We start from the raw sequence: 17073 nt of genomic DNA on the forward strand, positions 1-17073 counted from the left end.
GCCATGGCAACTCTCCTGGGGCTCCATTTCCCTGCTGCCGGACAGCACCCGCGAAGGGGAAGTCGGGCTCCGCAGTGTAAACCACCTCAACCTCAGCTTCCAACTTCTTCGGCTGCTTTCCGCGGGCCCTTCCCTCGTTCTGTCTGACACTGCCCGGATGGCCTTCAACCCCCAGGTTTTCCCCGGTCAAACCTCGAACCAGTAGATGTAAACGGTCAGGGTGCCGTCGCCGTTGTCGACGTAGCCGACGTGCATGAACTCATCGTTCCGCACCTCGATACTTCCTCCGGTAAGTTTCCTCCCCTTCACGTCCCACCACCGGTCGTTGATCCGGTTCATTTCGAGCTGATATCCAGGCTGGTCGAACTCGGACACGTCCACCTGAGAGGTGTCGAATACCTCATCGATCCCCTTTGCCTCGACGGTGAACCGCGACCACATGATCCCGTCCATCCCGGGAGAATAACGGAGGTGCTCGTCCGTCACCTCGAGCCCGGAGCGCAGGGCCATCATCTCGCGGCGGGAATCAAAGTTGGTGAGCGTCCGGTAGAGCAGGAGGCCGACAACGAGAGCCACCGCAGCGAGGATCCCGAACGTGATAAGAGCGGCCTTGAGGCACCCGGACCGGGCGCTGCGGGGCATCGGAGGAGGAGTGGGCATGGCGGGACGGTGGCTGCCGGCGAATGAATCGCCTTCGGCACCTGTGTGAAAGTCTCATGAATTCCGAAGGGCTTCACTCCCGACCGATCCGGCGCAAGCCGCTACTCTGCCCGGTAGCCGCGCCACATCCAGACAAGAGTGTCGGCTAAGGTCGCTTCGAAGACCTTGCGGTCGCAATGGCCGCTGCCCCGGCTGAAGACAAAGCGGTAGTCGTAGCCCTTCTTCTTCAGGGCGGCGGCGGTGCGTTCGTTGGCCATGACCCAGTTGTGATGGCTCGACTCCGTGCGGTCGGCGCCGTTGTCGTGCTCGGAGACGTGGGTGAAAATCCGCAGCGGTTTCTTGGCCGACTGCTCGATCAGCTTCATGCCGGAGTGGTATTCCCAAGCTCCGAACGGGTAGTCCTTTTCCTCCGGAGCATCGTCGTCCTGCTGGTCAACGAAGGTGCCGGAGTAGGTGATGATCCGGCGGAACAGGTCGGGCCGGAACCAGCCCATGGTGAGCGCGGCGGCACCGCCCGAGCTGCAGCCCATCACCGCGCGGCCCCACGGATCGGAAGTGAAGGCAAGCTTCGGGTAGGCGGCGCGGATCTCCTTGTTGGCGAGGACGGCGGGGAGGACCTCTTCCGCGATGAAGCGCGCGAGCCGGTCGGACATCGTGTCGTATTCCAGCCCGCGCTGGCTGCCCTTGCTGTCGTCGCCGCCATTTTCCACCGCGATGGTGATGAACGCCGGAAGTCGGCGCTTCGGATCCTTGGAGACGGTCAGGTTATCGACGGCGTGGCGCACGAGGTCGAGGCGGTTGGGGCCGTCGTGCATGACGAGGATGGGAGCCTCGGTGCCATCGACGTACGCGGCGGGGACGTAAACGACGATTCGGCGCTTGGTGCGGACCTTCTTTGCGGGATCGAGCGTCTTGTCGTCGCCGCGGAAAATCCGGCTGTCTGCCAAAGGCATATGGAACTCGAAGGACTTGCCCTTGGGCTTACCCCGGTTCGTCAGGTCGGGATCGATGGTGTACTTCGGTCCGATCAGATGGTCGCCATTGCCCTCGGTGCCCGGCTCCGCGGCGTGGCCGGAGTTTGCGAGAGTCGCGAAGCAGGTGAGCAAGGAAAGGACGAGACGGTGGAGAGGGAATATGGGTTTCATGGGGGTGGCACGCGAAGGGCGTAGGAGCTTGAAACGGTGGCGTTTCGGTTGGCCTTTCGATGGAGCTTCGTCATGCCGGGCCGGATCACACCAGGCACCTGAAGCTTCGGTCCCCAGTAACGACCCCTTCGGCGCCGCGACTCACAGACCGGCCTTGTTGAGGCGATCGGCCTTCTTGCTTCGAGCCCAAATCAAGATGCCCGCAATGAACCCGAGCAGGACGGTTCCAGCGTAAAGGGAGGCGAGGGATTCGTTACGGAGCTTCATCGCTTCGTACGCAGGGAAGAGCGCGGCGCAGCCGCCAGCCGAGAGGATGGGAAGCACCCATTTCTGGCGCAGGCAAAGCAGCCATACGGCTCCCGGGACCGCGCCCAAGCATGCTCCGCCGACGACAAGGGTGGTTTGGAACGCGCTCATGGCGAGATCACTGCTCCACCATGAATCTCCGGCAAATGCCCCGACCAAGCCGCCGAAGATTCCACCGAACAAGGCACCGGCGAGAGCGAGGATGCTCGCGGCGATGAACTGCCACTTCGCCTTCAAGATTTTCCCCAGAGCCATACGGGTCATCAAAGTGTCTGCTAGGCCGCCCCGACCATCGCCTGCGCCGCCTTGAGGTCGACCTTTCCGGAGCCGAGGAGCGGGATCTCGTCGACCCGGACGAAGTTCCCCGCCTTCGGCTTCCAGAGATTGGGAAGGGGAGAGTCCGCTAGCTTTTCCAGCACCTCCCTGAGCAGGTCATCACTTGCGGTGTGCAGGACCACCAGACGCTCGCCCTTCTGGTCGTCGGGAGCGCCGACCACGAGAAAAACGCGGTCACCGCCGCCGGCAAGATCGTTGAGGGTTTCCTCGACGTTGCCGTGGGGCACCATCTCGCCGCCGATCTTGCTGAAGCGGCTCAGCCGGCCCTCGATCCACAGGAAGCCGTCTTCGTCGCGGCGCACGATGTCGCCGGTGTCGTACCAGCCGTCCTTGAGCACCTCGTCCGTCTTCTCCTGCATGCCGAGGTAGCCGCGCATCACGTTCGGGCCGCGAACCGTCAGCAGGCCGGCCTCGCCGTCGGGCAGGTCCTCGCCGTTCGCCGGATTCACGATCCTCGCCTCGATGTCGCGGATCACCCGTCCGATCGATCCCTCGCGGCTGGCGCCGGGGCCGTTGAGCGCGACGCCCGGCGAGCATTCGGTGCAGCCGTAAGCCTCGAAGGGGCGGACGCCGAACTTCTTCTCGAAGGCGTCGGCCACCCGCACCGGAAGCTTCTCCGCACCCACGACCACCAATCGCAGTTTGGCGAGTTGCACGGGCTCGAGACCCCGCAGGTAGAACTGCAGGAAGGTCGGCGTGGCGATCATGATGGTCACGCCATGCTTCGCCGCGAGCGGGCCGATGACCTTCGATTCCATCGGGTTGAAATGATAGGCGCAGGCAAAGCCGGCCACCGCCGGACCGGCGATCGTCGCCATGAAGCCGAAAGAGTGGAAGAAGGGCAGCACGCCGAGCATCCGGTCGGACGGGACGAAGGAATAGACTTCGCCGACCTGCTCGACGTTGGTGATGACGTTGGCGTGGGTGAGCATGACGCCCTTCGGTTGTCCTGTGCTTCCGCTGCTGAAGATGACCGTCGCGAGATCGTCCGGCCCCGCTTCGGCTCCTCCCAGCCGCCCGAGCAGTCCACTCACTGATGTGAGCTTCGCCAGCAATCCCGCCCGCAGCTTTTCCCCAAGCCGCGGTCCGGCGACCAGCTCCTCGAGCCGGTGCACCCGGACGGGAAGCTCGAGCTTGAGCCGGTCCATGAGCTTGCCGGAAACAACGACATCGGTGATGCCACACTGTTCGATGCAGGAGGCGATGCCCTCGGGCGAAAGCGTGTAGTTGAGATTAACCGGGACCTTCCCCATCAGCAGGGCCGCCCAGTTGACCAACGCGCCGCCGACCGATGGCGGGACGAGGATCCCCACCTTGTCCTGCCCGCTCCAGACGGGCGCCAGCCTCCCGGTCAGGAATATCGCCTTCGCCAAGGCCGCGCCGAACGTCACCTCCGCTCCGCTCGAGTCGGCGAACGCCCGTTGATCGCTCTGCCGGCGGCAAGTCCGGATCAAGGCCTCCTGAAGGGTGGGCTCATTCATGATGAAGGTCACCCTAGGCTAGAAAGACGTCGGCTGGGAAATCGAAACCCCGAGCCCAAGCATCGTTTGGGTCGATGATTGAGCCAGGGGATAGGGGAGGAGCTCTGTTGACGGATCAGATCATGGAACCACCGATCCCCCCTCCAACAAGTCCCCGCTTAATCAACGTCCCTCACCTCGGGCGTGATGACCAGGTGGGGAGGGTCGCCGGAATCGGAACTGTTGAAGGCCGCTTTCCCGTCGACTTCGGGATCGCCGGTGAGACGCAGGGAAATGACATCGTCGCCCGCAAGCTGCCGGTTGACGAAGTCGGTGATGTCGAGCTCATGCCATTCGCCGAAACCCAGGGCGCACTTGGCCAATGCCGCTTCGGATGCGGGCGCGTTGTTGGCGTGGATCGCGTATTCGTTCCAAGAGTCGTCGTCCACCGCATGGGCGTGGAGTCGCATGGGCTGACCCTTTGCGGGTGACTTGCCTTTCTGATGGGGCGGTTTCCCGCCGAAGATCTTGAGCACCGCCCGCTCGGCTCGCTCGATCCCGCAGGCTTTCAGGTCGAACTTCACGTAAGCCGAGCTCTTATGCTCCCCCTTGGATGAAGAGATGGCAAGCTGGCGGCTGCCTCCCGAATTCCTGTCCGATCCCTGGGTCACGTCGGCGTCGTCCACGGGAAAGAACACCCGCGGCTCACCGGAGGCGTACGGTCTTTCTGGCATCGGATAGTCGGGGAGCGGCTTCCCCTTCTTCTGCAGCTGGGCGATGTAGATGTTTCTCGGATGGAGCTTCGCCGGGTCGAGGGTTTCCCACAAGTGCTCCTCCCCGGTTTCGGAGGGGTCATCGGTTCGCATGCCGACGACGACATTCCGCTTCGGATCCTTCTCCGGGCCTTTCACCCGGGCGTAGGGGATCGGCCTGCGTGAGCTCAGGCCCCAGTAGGTTTCCAGCTTGGAGGAACTGAATGGACGCGAGCCCTTGCCATGATCGATCTCGGTGTAGAGGTCGTGCATTCCACCCATGCTGTGATGGTCGAGCTTGAGGTCGTATCCGGAGATGCGTGACCAGACGACCTTCTTCATCCCGCCGGTGCTGACCATGTCATGGATCCACAGGCCGGTCGTTTCGACGTTGTGAATCAGGCAGTGGTTCGTGTCGGATAGATTGATGCCCATATGCCCGATCGCTCCACCTCCGCCGCCTCGCAGGGGATAGGAATCGAGGAAGATGTTGATGATGGAGATCTGCCGTCCCTTGTTGATCGTGATGCCGTGGTCGGCGTTCCTGACATGGACGTTGCGGATCCAAGCGTCGGTGACGCCGAAATACTTGACCGGGTCCGCGCCGACGAACTCCCAGTGGTCGCCCTTCTTCTGATCCCTGAATTCGAACGACAGGTTCTCGATGCATTTGTGGGTTCCACCCTGCATCCGGATGAAGCCGCTGTTCTTCGGATGACCGCCGCGAGCCAGCCTCGTCAGCGGCTTCGGCAGTTTCACGGGCGTGCCGTCCTTGTCGTGCGCGGGGAACTCCTCGTAGAGCGAGCGACCGAGGTAGGACTTCCCGTTCTCGTCATAAGCCACGGCCATCAGTTTCTCCGGCAGGTAGCCCTCCTCGAACTTGTAGATTTCGGTGAGATACTTCGGGAACCACAGGACCGATCCATACATGTCCTCGCCGCGCAGGACGATGTGGTCCTTCTCGATGACGATCTGCCGGGTGATCATGTAGCGGCCCTCGGGGATGAACACCGCCGTCTTCGGCGGGCACGCGTCGATGGCATCGACGAAGGCCTGGGTGTCGTCATGCTCCCCGTCTCCCACCGCGCCGAAATCCCGGATGTCCACTCCCACCGGCCAATCGGGGATCCTGACGTCGCCCTGCATGTAGCCGACATCGGTGAAATCCAACAACTTGGTGTGGGTGCCGTCCGGCTTCCACAGTTCGCCGTCCTTGCCCCAGAGCTTGGAATACTCCGGCTCGGCACCTGCTGCGGCGGGCGCCAAGAGGGTGAGGCCTGCAACCAGCGTGATGGCTGCGAGCCGGTAGACGTCGGGGATCATGAGCGCATACTGGCAGGATGGTTCGAAGCGGTTCAACGGCGGAAAACCGTGAAGTCCGAGTGACCGAGGGAAGTCAACGGCACCAGCCACCGCCTCGGTGGAGCAGTGGGTAAATGTCTGGTTGTTGGGATTCACGCCTTTGACTAGGAAAGGACTGACCCCTTTCACGGAAGTGTTAACATGCGAGGTCTGATCCCATCGACGCCACTTGTCACCATGAACCACCCCACCATCTCTGCCGTGCTCTGCGCCCTTGCGGTGCTTGCCTCATTTGCCACATCCGCATCCGCCGAGAGCAGGAAACCCAACGTCATCATCCTCTTCATCGATGATCTCGGCTACGGGGACCTTGCCTGCTTTGGCAACACGTTCACGCCCACGCCGCACATGGACTCGCTGGCCGGAGAGGGAGCCATCCTCACCATGAGCTACGTCACCAATCCGCCCTGCTCGCCCAGCCGGTCGTGCCTCATGACCGGCATGTATGCCCAGCGCTTCCACAAGTTCGGCATGGCGCGCGGCCTGCCGATTCCCGATGACCACCCGACCCTTGCCGAGTTCATGCGCGATGCCGGATACGTGACCGGTCAAATCGGCAAGTGGGATCTCGGCGGGCCGGGGCAGGGGCCACATCAGCGCGGTTTCATGGAAGTCGCCAGATGGGGCAACGCGGCTCAGGGATACTTCGTGGAGAAGCCCGACGGCAGCAAACTGTATCGGACCGAGATGGACGGTGACCACATGGTGGAGTTCGTCGAGCGCAACAAGGACAAGCCCTTCTTTCTCTACTTCTCGCCGCTCGCCATCCACTCCCCGCTCAAAGGGACGCCGAAGCGCTACCAGAATCGCATCAAGAGTGGCAACAAGGCCTATGGTGGAGCCGTGGCCGCAGTGGATGACCAGATCGGCAAGCTGCTTGCGGTGCTCAGGAAACACGACCTTGAGAAGAACACCCTCATCCTGCTGACCGGAGACAACGGGGCGGGAAGCGGTGGCTCATCCGCGCCGTACACCGGCGGCAAACACGCCGGCACCTCCAAGGAGGGTTGGGTCCACACCCCCGCGGTCGCCTGGTGGCCGGGAACCATTCCTGCCGGCCAGAAGTTCGGAGGCCTCACCTGCACCCTCGATTACTACACAACCGCGGCTTCCGTGGCCGGCAAGCAGGCGCCGGAGAAATGCGACGGCAAGAACCTCATTCCCTATCTCACGGGCAAGCGGCAGGGCGACGTTCACGAGTATGTCTATTGGTACAATGCCGACCCCAAGGACAGCCCCCATCGCCATCTCTCGGCGGTGCGCTGGAAGCAATGGCGCCTGCATTGGGACAAGAGGGACAAGGCGTGGAAGCTTTACGATCTCCATGCGGACCCCCGCGAGGAGAATGACCTCGCGGCCAAGCATCCCGAGGTCCTCAAGCAACTCAAGGCCAAGCACGAAGCCTTCGTGGCCACACTGCCTTCGCTCGACACCATCCCCGCCTACAAGAGCCAATGGTCGAAGCCGCCGGATGGCTTCGGATGGTTGATCGGTGACGGAAATGCCGACTAGGCCTCCAGTCAGAAGGGCACGAAAGGTTGGCTTTCTCGGACTGACCCCTTTGATGATGGGGATTGGAGACAGAAGAGACAGGGAGTCCGCACGCAACCGTTCAGATCTCGGGACCGACTCCTTTACCTGCTCGGAGGCTGTCTGCTTTGTGACGGGATCGTGTCTCAACGGGGAAGGGATGGCCCCGGCAGATGGGCGAACCGGCCCGGATGCTGCTTTGGCGACGGGACCCACATGAACCTCACGCCCTGGAACATCCTCTCCGCCCATGTCGCCGCCGATGTGACGAGTGACGACTGGAACCTCGCGGAGCCCCCGGACGAGCCGGACTCCCCGCGCTCGTACTGGATCGATGTCGCCTTCGCCACGGCGTTCTCCGCGCCGCCGGTCGTCCACCTCGGGCTCACCGGCTTCGATAGCGACCAGCGGGACAGCACGCGGATTTCGATCCGGCCGGTGGAGATCACCGCATCCGGGTTTCGGGTGGAAGTCTCCACCTGGTCGGTCACCCGGCTCTACGGGGTCGAGGTTTCCTGGCTGGCGATCGGGCCATAAACGGCTACCGCCGCAAGGACTTCTCCAGCCCGGCCGCGTCGAATGCCTCAATCTTCGGCTTCTCTCCCACCAGGATGACCTTGAAGCCGGCGGGATCGTAGTGCTGCGCCGCGGCCACCACCGACTCCGCCGACACCCCGCGGATCTCTTCGAGCAGCTTCCGCCACGCATCGAAATCCCCGCTTCGTCGGTATCCGAGATACTCGGCCTCGGCCAAGCCGAACCCCGTGGCGGTCGCCTCCGCGATCCCCACCTGCAGGGTGTTGCGGGCCGCCGTGAGACGCTCGTCATCGACCTTGCCGGCCCGCACCTCGCGCAGCTTGTCGAAACACACCTGCAGCACTTCCTCCGCCTTCTCGGCGCGGGTGGAGGTCGCAAGCGAAAAGGGAGACGGGTGATCCAGCCAAGCCTGCTCGAACGAGATCCCATACACGAGACCCCGGTTCACCCGAAGTTCGTCGGTGAGTACACTCGTGAAACCGGACGCCATCATCTGCGCAAACACCAGATGCGCCGCGCGATCGGACACGCCGGCCGCGGGACCCATCGCGCCGAACTGGAGACGGATCTGGTCCATCTCGGGACGCTCGACCTTCTCAAAGGAAAGCGGCTTGCGGTAAACCGGATCCTCGATCGCCGGGGTCGCATCGGGCGACGCGCTCCAGGCCCCGAACTTCGCCCGGACCTGTTCCAGCAGACGCTCATCCTTCGGGCCCACGATGAAAAGCACGGCCTCCTCCGGCCGCAGCAGCGCGGCCACGGCGGAACTGAGCTCGTCCCGGCCGATGCCGGCGAGATCCTCCGGCTTCCCGCGGCGCATCGCCCGGCCGTAGGGGTGCTCGCCCAGCACCGCCCGCACGAACGCATCGCGAGCCAGCGACCCGGGATCGTCCTTCTCCCACGCGATGTCCGCCTCGCGATTCTTCAATTCGCGAGCGATCACTTCCCGTTCGTACGTCGATTTCGTCAGCGCCCCGATCATGAGATCCAGCGCCTCGGGCGCCTTGCTGGCAAAGCTGGACAAGCTCACCGTCGAATACTCGGTCGCCACGGAGGTGTGGAGATCGCCTCCGACCTCGCCGATCGCGCGCAGCACGTCATGCTCATCGAGACTCCCGTGACCCATCCATGCGAGCGACAGCGCGAACTCCGCCAAGCCCGGGTGGGCGGCCGGATCGCCGGCACTTCCCCTCCCCAGAAACAACGCGAAGGTGGTGAGCGGAAGTTGGTCGCGCGGGATCGTGACCACGGTCAATCCATTGCCGAGCTTCTCGACGCTGCGACCCACCGACGGCGTCGCGACCTCGCCAAGGCTGGGCAGCATCGGCAGCAGGGCAAGAACCCCCGCGACGAGGCCTCGAAGCCGTTTCATCGGGACCCCTCCTCTCCCTCTTCGGCCTCGCCGTCCTCAGGGGTGGGCGAAAGCACGGTGACGACGGCGACCTCGGGCCGGAAGTACTTGGCGGCGACCTGCTGGAGTCGCACGGGGTCCACCTTCCGCCAGATCGCAGGGAGCTTCATCACCCGGCGGTGGTCGCCCGCGAGCACCTCGGACTCGCCGATCGCCTCGGCCCGCGCCAGGGGTGACTCGAGGCTCTGCCGGACGAGGTCGGCGGTCCGGCTGGTGATCGCCCGCTCGAGTTCCTCCGCCGGCACGGGCTCCTTGGCCAGACGCTCGAGTTCTTCGGAAATGATGGCTTCGACCGGTTTCGGATCGCCCCCCGGATGCAGCGACACTTCGAAATACATCGGCCCGGGATCGACCGTCAGTCCGAGGTACAGCCCGACATCGGTGGCGAGTTTCTCCTCCAGGACCAGCCGGCGATACAAGCGCGCCGTCGGCCCTGCCGCGAGGATCTCATCGGCGAGGTCGAGGACGGCGTGGTCCTCGTCCTTGGCCGCCGGTCCTTGGAATCCGACGAACAGCACCGGGTTCGGGGCGCGTCGCGTGACCGTCGATCGCGACGTGAATTCCCGCTCGGGCTCCGCGGTCCTCACCCCCGGCACCTTCGGCCCGCGGGGGATCTTCCCGAACTTGTCCTCGATGAGCTTTAGCGTCGCGTCGACGTCGAGATCGCCCGAGAGCGCCAGCACCGCATTGTTCGGCGCGTAGTAGGTCCGGTAGAAATCCCGGCAGGCATCCGCGTCGATCCCCTCCACATCCGAGCGCCAACCGAGCACCGGCCAGCGGTAGGGATGGGCCTGGAACAGCGACGCCATGAACACCACCCTCGCCGACTCGACCGCGGAGTCCTCCTGCGACTGCCTCATCTCCTCCAGCACCACCTCGCGTTCGTTGTTCAGGATCTTCTCCTGAAGCTGGAGTCCGGTCATCCGGTCCGCCTCGAGACGGAGGATGGTTTCCAGCGAGTTCTTCGGAACTGTCGTCGTGTAGCAGGTGAGGTCCGTGGACGTGAACGCGTTGCCTCCACCCCCGGCCTCTTCCAGGACCCGATCGAACATCCCGGGACCGTAGTGTTCCGTGCCATTGAACATCATGTGCTCGAACAAATGGGCGACCCCGGTGATTCCCTCGTGCTCGTTGCGGGACCCGACCTTGTAAAACAAGCGGACGGCCACCAAGGGGACCGCGGGGTCCGGCGCGAGCACCACCACCAGCCCATTCGCAAGCTCCGCACGATGCGTCGGCAGATCGATCCCGCCCCCGGGCGCCGCCGGATCCGCCCCCTCCGCCCGGGCGAAGAGGAGCACCAGGCTCACCCCGAGCATCCTGAGCACGGCCTGCGCCCCGGTCGGGTTGGCCTTAAATCGGCAGGGATTCTCGCGACGCAGGTTCATTGGCTTGTTGGAAATGGGAACCGCTCTTTCCCGTCCATTGCCAGTCCGAAGATGCCGGCCGCAAAAGATCCAACCATCGACCGATCCTTCCGTAACACAGGTTATCTTTCACCGACCCAACCCTCCGCCTCGTTGGATTTCGGATCTCCGTCGCAGGTGGGTTAAACATCCACTTTTCGGGACCGAACCCAATCAACGTCCGCGTCTTCTTTTGTGTCGCCGCGCTTCTCTCCGCCGCAACGGAGCGGATTCGGGCGGTTTCGCGCGCTCCTTTAGAAGTGAGATCAGTTGCGGCGCAACAAGCTTTTGAATCCGATTCTGGCGATCCCACTGCGGCAAGGCTGGAAGCCAAAGATTCCTTTGGCGAGCAACTGCCTGCCGAGGGGTCCTTGCCGCGATCGAACCAAGTAGGACCATGAACGCCTGAAACTCAGGGTTATCTGGTACCTTATTTCTGATGGTGTCCAATAAGCCCATCGCCATCTCCGGAACTTCGGCCAAGACCGGGAGTAGGCCACCCAAGAAAGAAACACCGTGCCGGTAATCTCCCGCAACAAACCCAATGCACTGTACAATCTCAAGAAGCAACTCTGACCTAGCCTCGGGCGAAATGTCACAATTCTTCCACAAGCGCGCGGCCGCTTCACCAAGAATCCGGGCGGTCGTCTCATTTCTGACGTTCATCGCACGAGCAAGCACCTTGGTGACAGTTCCGCCGATCCCGAACGAATCGAGCTCAAACGCCCTTAAAACTGTGCCACTTCCTATCGACACAAATTCGTAGTTCTTCTCAATAAGCCAAATCACTGAGTCCTCATATTTCCGGGCATCCAATTTTCCGCTTGCTAAGCATGATCTCAAAAAGTCTTGCGTGCAGAAGGCACGCTTCCCTCCTTCCTTTTCTGCAACCAGCCCGAGGACCATCTGGTCGGTAAACAATGGAGAGTTCTCAGACAAAGAAACCCCAACTGGAAGAAAAACTGCTTGCGGCCACATCCTCAGATCTGGATTTTCCTGCCATCCTTGGAGCGCTGCGGGTCGCAGGCCGACCGGCTTAAGGCTATTTCCCTCGAGGAACTCGATAATGCCTTCGATGCGAGAAACCTCGGAATCAATATCTTCAGGCCGCTCGGAAATGAATCGAAAATGCCCTTCGTTATACGCCAGCATCCCGCTCGATCCCTTCAAACGAATCGTCATTTCTTTAGCCTGCCGGAAGAGGTCGATCGTGTCACTCGGCAACAGTACTGTCTTCTGGCAATCAAGAAGCAAGTCGAGCAAGCCTAGCCCTTCAAGGGTCATTAAAGCAGAGTAATCGATAACGAATTGATCGCATTGATCAACCGATCGCCTCTGTTGCGCCTGAGCATCTGCATCCCCAGAAGCCATGAAAACCTTCCCCTCAGACGAGCTGGTCATTGCTCGCCAACAACTCCAAATACATGGAAAAACAGTGGGCACAAACAGCCCAAGCGGGGCAGAAATCGCCAAGTATTTTTCGATCTGATTTCGCCGGAGTTCCGAAGAGAGCTTCACTCTTTCAAGAATTGGCGACAGATCAAGTTGCCCACCATCGCCGCGAGGGAGTTCCAATTGTTCTATTGCATGATTCTGGACAAGTGATGAGCGGACTGCATCAAGGTCAGCTTCGTCGATCTGTACAGCGTCAGGGCCGAGGAGTAGCGCATGACTAACGAGGCCTTTTACTCGCTGATCATCAGGCGAACTGCGAAACGCGCGAATTGCAAATTCAAAACCCTCCTGATCGAACGCCATCTGGTAGCAAGCCTGGCTGGCCAAGATCAATGCTTCAACATTGGCGGGATCTCTATCGATCAAGTCGCAAATTATTCCGTAAGCAGCCTCCCTATCACCAGCCCTACTGGACGCCTCAGCCATCATCATCGACCATCTTGGATTGGCATCCAAAGCGCTCAAACAGCGGAGGCTCTCGCGTGCCTCATCAAATCGAAAAAGCTTGTATTCAATCCACGATCGGATTTCCAAGATGCCTTCATCCGATTCGTCCCTGGAAACTAGATTCACAAGTCGAAATGCCTCTTCAAGGTTTCCGATCTCAATGTTGCAATGAGCTCGTTCACGAATGTTCACTCGGAACTCATCTGATCCTGGTCTATCAGGAAATGCCTCCAATGATTCGGTCCATCGGCGTTGCTGGTAATAGGCATTGGACAACTCTACCTTGCAATGGTCGGCCTGGGTCGGATCAGTCGCGTGAGATATTGCCCGTCGGTAGAGCGATTCACACCGATCCCAATTCTTCCTCCTGCGGTGATAGGAGGCTATAACGGCCAAGATTTCGGATGAGTCTGGGAACTCCCCTTCTAGAAAGCTGGCGTAATTCTCAGCAGCAATCCGATCGTGGCTTCCAACCAAAGCGTCCAGCTTCATTCCAAGGAGCCTGAACCGAGCGGAGTCACTCTGCTCATCCGGTAGATGTAAATCAATGAGATCAATTGCTTGATGCATTCGATCTGTTGCGATCATTATTGCCGCAAGCTTAAGTACTGAGTCAGTCGATTTCGAGAGATTGTAGAATGATCTTGCTTCAACGTACGCATCCTTCAGGTCACCGCTAAGCCATTTTGCACCGACAAGGAGGTCAAGCACTCGCTCATCGGATGGCCGGTAACTCTTCGCAAGATTCAGAGCCTCCTTGGCCGGTTCACCTTCGCCAAGGGCCAATCGAACCGCGGCGAGGTTCAGCAAAACGTCAATGCTCTCACCTTTCGAACCTCGGCCGATTAGGTCATCTGCACATCCGGAGAAGATTCTCTCGGCTTCCTTAAGCGCGTCCAGTTCTTCCTTGGTTCGAAGTCCCGCTCGAATAAGTTGCCCATTCGTAAGTGGGGCAGCAAGCGCCACTGCCTTTGACGATTTCAAATCGACGCTGTCCGGAAAGGCGATCAGACCCTCTTCCGCAGTTCGGATTGCTTCATCGAACTTACCGAGCTGAAATAGCATCCTGGACTTTATTTCAAACCACTGCTCGTTCTTGTATTCAACGGAAGCTAGAAACTCTAACGCTGCAGTTTCATTTTTATGGTATCCAAGAATCTGAGCGTATAGGCCGTAAGCGCCTTCTTTAGCTTCTCCTGAATCGATAAGTTCCTGAAGGTGCTGGAGCGCTCGCTCCGAGTCTCCGTCGAGATGGAACGCGAGTGCGTAGAGTGCAGCAATATTTGGCTGTTTAGGATGGAGATTGTAAGCCTCTAAAAACCGTGATTTTGCTTCTTCTAGGTTATTGGCGCGAAGGGCTGCAATCCCAAGATTTGAAATTGAGCGGGCTCGAAGTTGTCGCTGTTCTTCGGTACCATCCGGTGAGGTAAGCGATAGGATCGCGTGAAACTTTTCAACTGCCCTTTCTAATGATCCCTTTCGCAACTCATCGCGCGCTGTTTCGAAATACGCTTCGAGTTTTTGGAGCGAAAGATCTTGGGAAGATTCCGATTTCAAAGACTCCACACTGGAGTCGAGCTTTACCGCATACTTGAGAAGCTGCTCGATCTTTGCTTCAAGAGGCGGAGAGATTTCGGGGGCAGAATTATCGGTGTTGGGGCTTTTTGCAGCAGACCGGCCAGAATTGGTTTCAAGGGCTCCAGTCAGATTCGAGTTCTTAAGAAGATTGAGGATTTCAGTTGTATCCGACTTCGTTGCAATCGCGGTTTCTTCGATTAATTCAATTGAGTTTGCTAAAAACAGCCTCGAAAGTTGATCCGATTCTTTGATGATCGATATCGCCTTGGATCTTGCAATATCGTTGAAGGCGTTAGCAAGAGAGGTAATGTCTGTGCCTGTGATGCAAACAGCCGTTAGTAACACAGCTAAACGCTCTTTGTAGAACGAGAATTGATGGGGCTCTTCGCGGAGGTCGAGGAATGTGCCCTCGCCTTTCGCAAAAGGTGGTTGATCGCCGGTAATCAGGCTGAACGATTTGCTGGGGATTTCAGTTTCAGGATCCTTCAGGGTGAGTTTCTCAAGGTTCTCAACAAGTGTTTCAAGGTAGGCATATTGAATGATGAGATGTCTTAGTGCGCGATGCTTCTCTGGTGTTTCGAGGTGGACCAATGCCTCGAGATCAGATTTTGAAATTTCACCAACTAGGCGACCGAGAAGTGTGGTTAATTTCCCTAGAATGCGGGCAATTCCACCAATTGCTATTCCTGAGCTCGACGTAGGTGCGAATAGCATCACGCAGTGCCCGATTTCATCAATCGTCCCGCCAATCTTCGGGAGCTTTGATGCTGGTTTTCGGAAAAGCTTTTGTAATTTCACCTGGTATGGGAGTTAGTCCCGGAGATTGTGAAAAGGGGTGAAAGGGGTCTCTGAAAGGGGTCAGTCCTCTGAAAGGGGTCTCCTCTGAAAGGGGTCAGTCCTAGAAATCGAGCATTCGGATGGCTGCCGTCATTGGATCGGTGGGTGGAACGGGGCTTTCATGATCCCGGTCTAGCAGGCCGTTGGATCGAATGGAAGCGGGAGAGTGAGTCGTGCCGGGCGCCGTCTCACGGGTCCTCGGACAGGTCGACCCGGACGAGTTCCTTGTCGTTGCGGACGAAGGCGGACTTGTCCGCGAAGGCGGGAGCGGTCCAAACCACCTGAAAGGGGTCTGAAAGGGGTCAGTCCCGTAGTCCAAGCATTTACACGGCGGAGTCTGGTCGGTTACCCTTCGCGGCATGGCCCGGCCGTTGCGCTACGAGGCTCCCGGAGCGGTTTACCACGTGATGGCGCGTGGGGACGGCGGGCGGGAGGTGTTTGAGAACGAGGTGGATCGGAAGGTCTGGCTCGAGCGGCTTGGCGAGGTGTGCGGGAGCTACGGGTGGCGGGTTCACGCCTGGGTGATGATGGGCAACCATTTCCACCTGCTGCTCGAGACGCCGGAGGCGAACCTGGTCGGGGGGATGAAGTGGTTCATGGGCGTGTATGCGCAGGCATGGAACCGGCGCCGGAAGCGCAGAGGGCATGTGTTCCAGGGGAGATACAAGGCGGTCGTGGTCAACGGGGAGGAGTCGGATGGCTGCTACTTCCGGATTGTGGCGGACTACATCCATCTCAATCCGGTGCGTTCGGGTTGGGTGGGCGGCAGGACCGGCAAACGGCTGGCGGAGTGGGAGTGGAGCAGTTTTCCCAGCTACGGACGGCGCAAGGCTCCGGACTGGCTTGAAACTGGGCGGGTGATCGGGGCGTTCCAGCTATCGGCCGACGGACAGGGGCGCCGCGCCTACGCCGGCTATCTTGAGGAACGGGCGAAGGACCGCGAAGGGACGTTGACCGACGATTCTCTCAAAGCCTTGCGTCGTGGCTGGTATCTGGGGGAGGAGGATTTCGGCGGAAGGGTACTCGATTCACTGGACGGATCGGTGTCGGCGAAGCGGCGCAAGGGCAGCCTGCGGGGAAGCGCGGCGAAGGCACACGATGAGGCGGAGGCGGAAAGGTTGTTGAAGCGGGGGCTGAAGGAGCTCGGCTTGCCCGGGAGAGCCGTCGAGTTGGCCGGTTGGGGGAAGTGGCAGGACGAGAAGAGCTTGCTCGCCGCGCTGGTGCGAAAGCGGACGGGAGTGAGGAACCGTTGGGTTGCGGATCGGTTGGCGATGGGTAGCGAAGGAAATGTCACGCGCGCCGTTCGCCGCGTGAGAGAGGATGCGGGTCTTGGAAGGCGGCTTCGGAAGCTGGAGCAAATGCTTGAAAAACGGGACTGACTCCATGCCTGACTCCATGCCCGACCCCATGCCGCGACCCCATGCCTGACCCCATGCCTGTGAAAAGGGGTCGGTCCGGGAAATGCGGCGTTGAGCTGTGTTGAGTGAAGGGCGTCGGTGAGGAGGGTGAGGGAGGATCCGCGTCTGTTGCTGGGGAGTGACCGCCTTCGGCGGAGTGCCCTGCCGTCGCCCGTCGGGCGACGGCAGGGCAGGCGAGCGAGAAGTGAGGAGTGGAAGACTTGGGCTCCGGGGCGGACTGAAGTCCGCGCACCAGGATCGGATTCCGCGGGCGTACGAGCGGGGGCGATTTGTCCCAACCGCGGGTTCCGGAGCGCGACTGGAGTCGTGCGGTCCGAAGGCTGCGGGAGGACCGGGCGCTGGCGAAGAGGATGTCGGCTCTAGAGCGATTGTTCGAAAGTTAGGACCGACCCCTTTTGGCGAGACCCCTTTTGGCGAGACTCCTTTGACGATT

Annotated in this window: 11 protein-coding genes; 3 read left to right on the forward strand and 8 right to left on the reverse strand. The window is 60.5% G+C overall.

Annotated elements, in window-relative coordinates; translation table 11 throughout:
• Nucleotides 1–186: 186 nt before the first annotated feature.
• The 5 genes from HAHE_RS09865 to HAHE_RS09885 all read right to left on the reverse strand — a co-directional run bounded on the left by HAHE_RS09865 (nt 187) and on the right by HAHE_RS09885 (nt 5982).
• Entirely contained in the window at nt 187–642 is a 456-nt protein-coding gene (locus HAHE_RS09865) for a hypothetical protein (protein ID WP_338690621.1), read from the reverse strand.
• Between the two features lie 119 nt (nt 643–761).
• Complete coding sequence (locus HAHE_RS09870) at nt 762–1805, reverse strand: alpha/beta hydrolase (protein ID WP_338690623.1); 1044 nt, start codon at nt 1803–1805, stop codon at nt 762–764.
• A 141-nt stretch (nt 1806–1946) separates the two neighbouring features.
• Complete coding sequence (locus HAHE_RS09875; RefSeq protein WP_338690625.1) at nt 1947–2375, reverse strand: hypothetical protein; 429 nt, start codon at nt 2373–2375, stop codon at nt 1947–1949.
• 11 nt (nt 2376–2386) lie between these two features.
• On the reverse strand, nt 2387–3928 hold the full coding sequence (locus HAHE_RS09880) for an AMP-binding protein (protein WP_338690627.1): 1542 nt from the start codon (nt 3926–3928) through the stop codon (nt 2387–2389).
• A 158-nt stretch (nt 3929–4086) separates the two neighbouring features.
• Entirely contained in the window at nt 4087–5982 is a 1896-nt protein-coding gene (locus HAHE_RS09885) for a DUF7594 domain-containing protein (RefSeq protein WP_338690629.1), read from the reverse strand.
• A gap of 216 nt (nt 5983–6198) precedes the next feature.
• On the opposite strand from HAHE_RS09885, the gene HAHE_RS09890 reads away from it, so the two are divergent.
• Together HAHE_RS09890 and HAHE_RS09895 are read left to right on the forward strand one after the other, a co-directional pair.
• Nucleotides 6199–7533 carry a sulfatase family protein gene (locus HAHE_RS09890; protein ID WP_338690631.1) on the forward strand — a complete coding sequence of 445 codons (1335 nt, stop codon included), beginning with the start codon at nt 6199–6201 and terminating at the stop codon, nt 7531–7533.
• Nucleotides 7534–7767: 234 nt separating this feature from the next.
• Nucleotides 7768–8088, forward strand: coding sequence for an H-type lectin domain-containing protein (locus HAHE_RS09895; protein WP_338690633.1), 321 nt, complete (start codon nt 7768–7770; stop codon nt 8086–8088).
• A 4-nt stretch (nt 8089–8092) separates the two neighbouring features.
• Here HAHE_RS09895 and HAHE_RS09900 read toward each other — a convergent pair whose 3' ends face one another.
• The 3 genes from HAHE_RS09900 to HAHE_RS09910 form a co-directional block, all read right to left on the reverse strand.
• Complete coding sequence (locus tag HAHE_RS09900) at nt 8093–9460, reverse strand: pitrilysin family protein (protein ID WP_338690635.1); 1368 nt, start codon at nt 9458–9460, stop codon at nt 8093–8095.
• A complete protein-coding gene (locus tag HAHE_RS09905) occupies nt 9457–10887 on the reverse strand; it encodes a pitrilysin family protein (RefSeq protein ID WP_338690637.1) in 1431 nt (476 codons plus the stop codon). The genes HAHE_RS09900 and HAHE_RS09905 overlap by 4 nt, the downstream gene beginning before the upstream one ends.
• A 192-nt stretch (nt 10888–11079) precedes the next feature.
• A complete protein-coding gene (locus HAHE_RS09910) occupies nt 11080–15183 on the reverse strand; it encodes a tetratricopeptide repeat protein (protein WP_338690639.1) in 4104 nt (1367 codons plus the stop codon).
• Between the two features lie 398 nt (nt 15184–15581).
• Here HAHE_RS09910 and HAHE_RS09915 point away from each other — a divergent pair, with 398 nt between their 5' ends.
• Nucleotides 15582–16601 (forward strand): transposase, encoded by a 1020-nt coding sequence (locus HAHE_RS09915; RefSeq protein ID WP_338690641.1) that lies wholly within the window; start codon nt 15582–15584, stop codon nt 16599–16601.
• Nucleotides 16602–17073 lie beyond the last annotated feature (472 nt).

The organism is Haloferula helveola (genome assembly GCF_037076345.1).
Classification (GTDB): Bacteria; Verrucomicrobiota; Verrucomicrobiia; order Verrucomicrobiales; family Akkermansiaceae; genus Haloferula; species Haloferula helveola.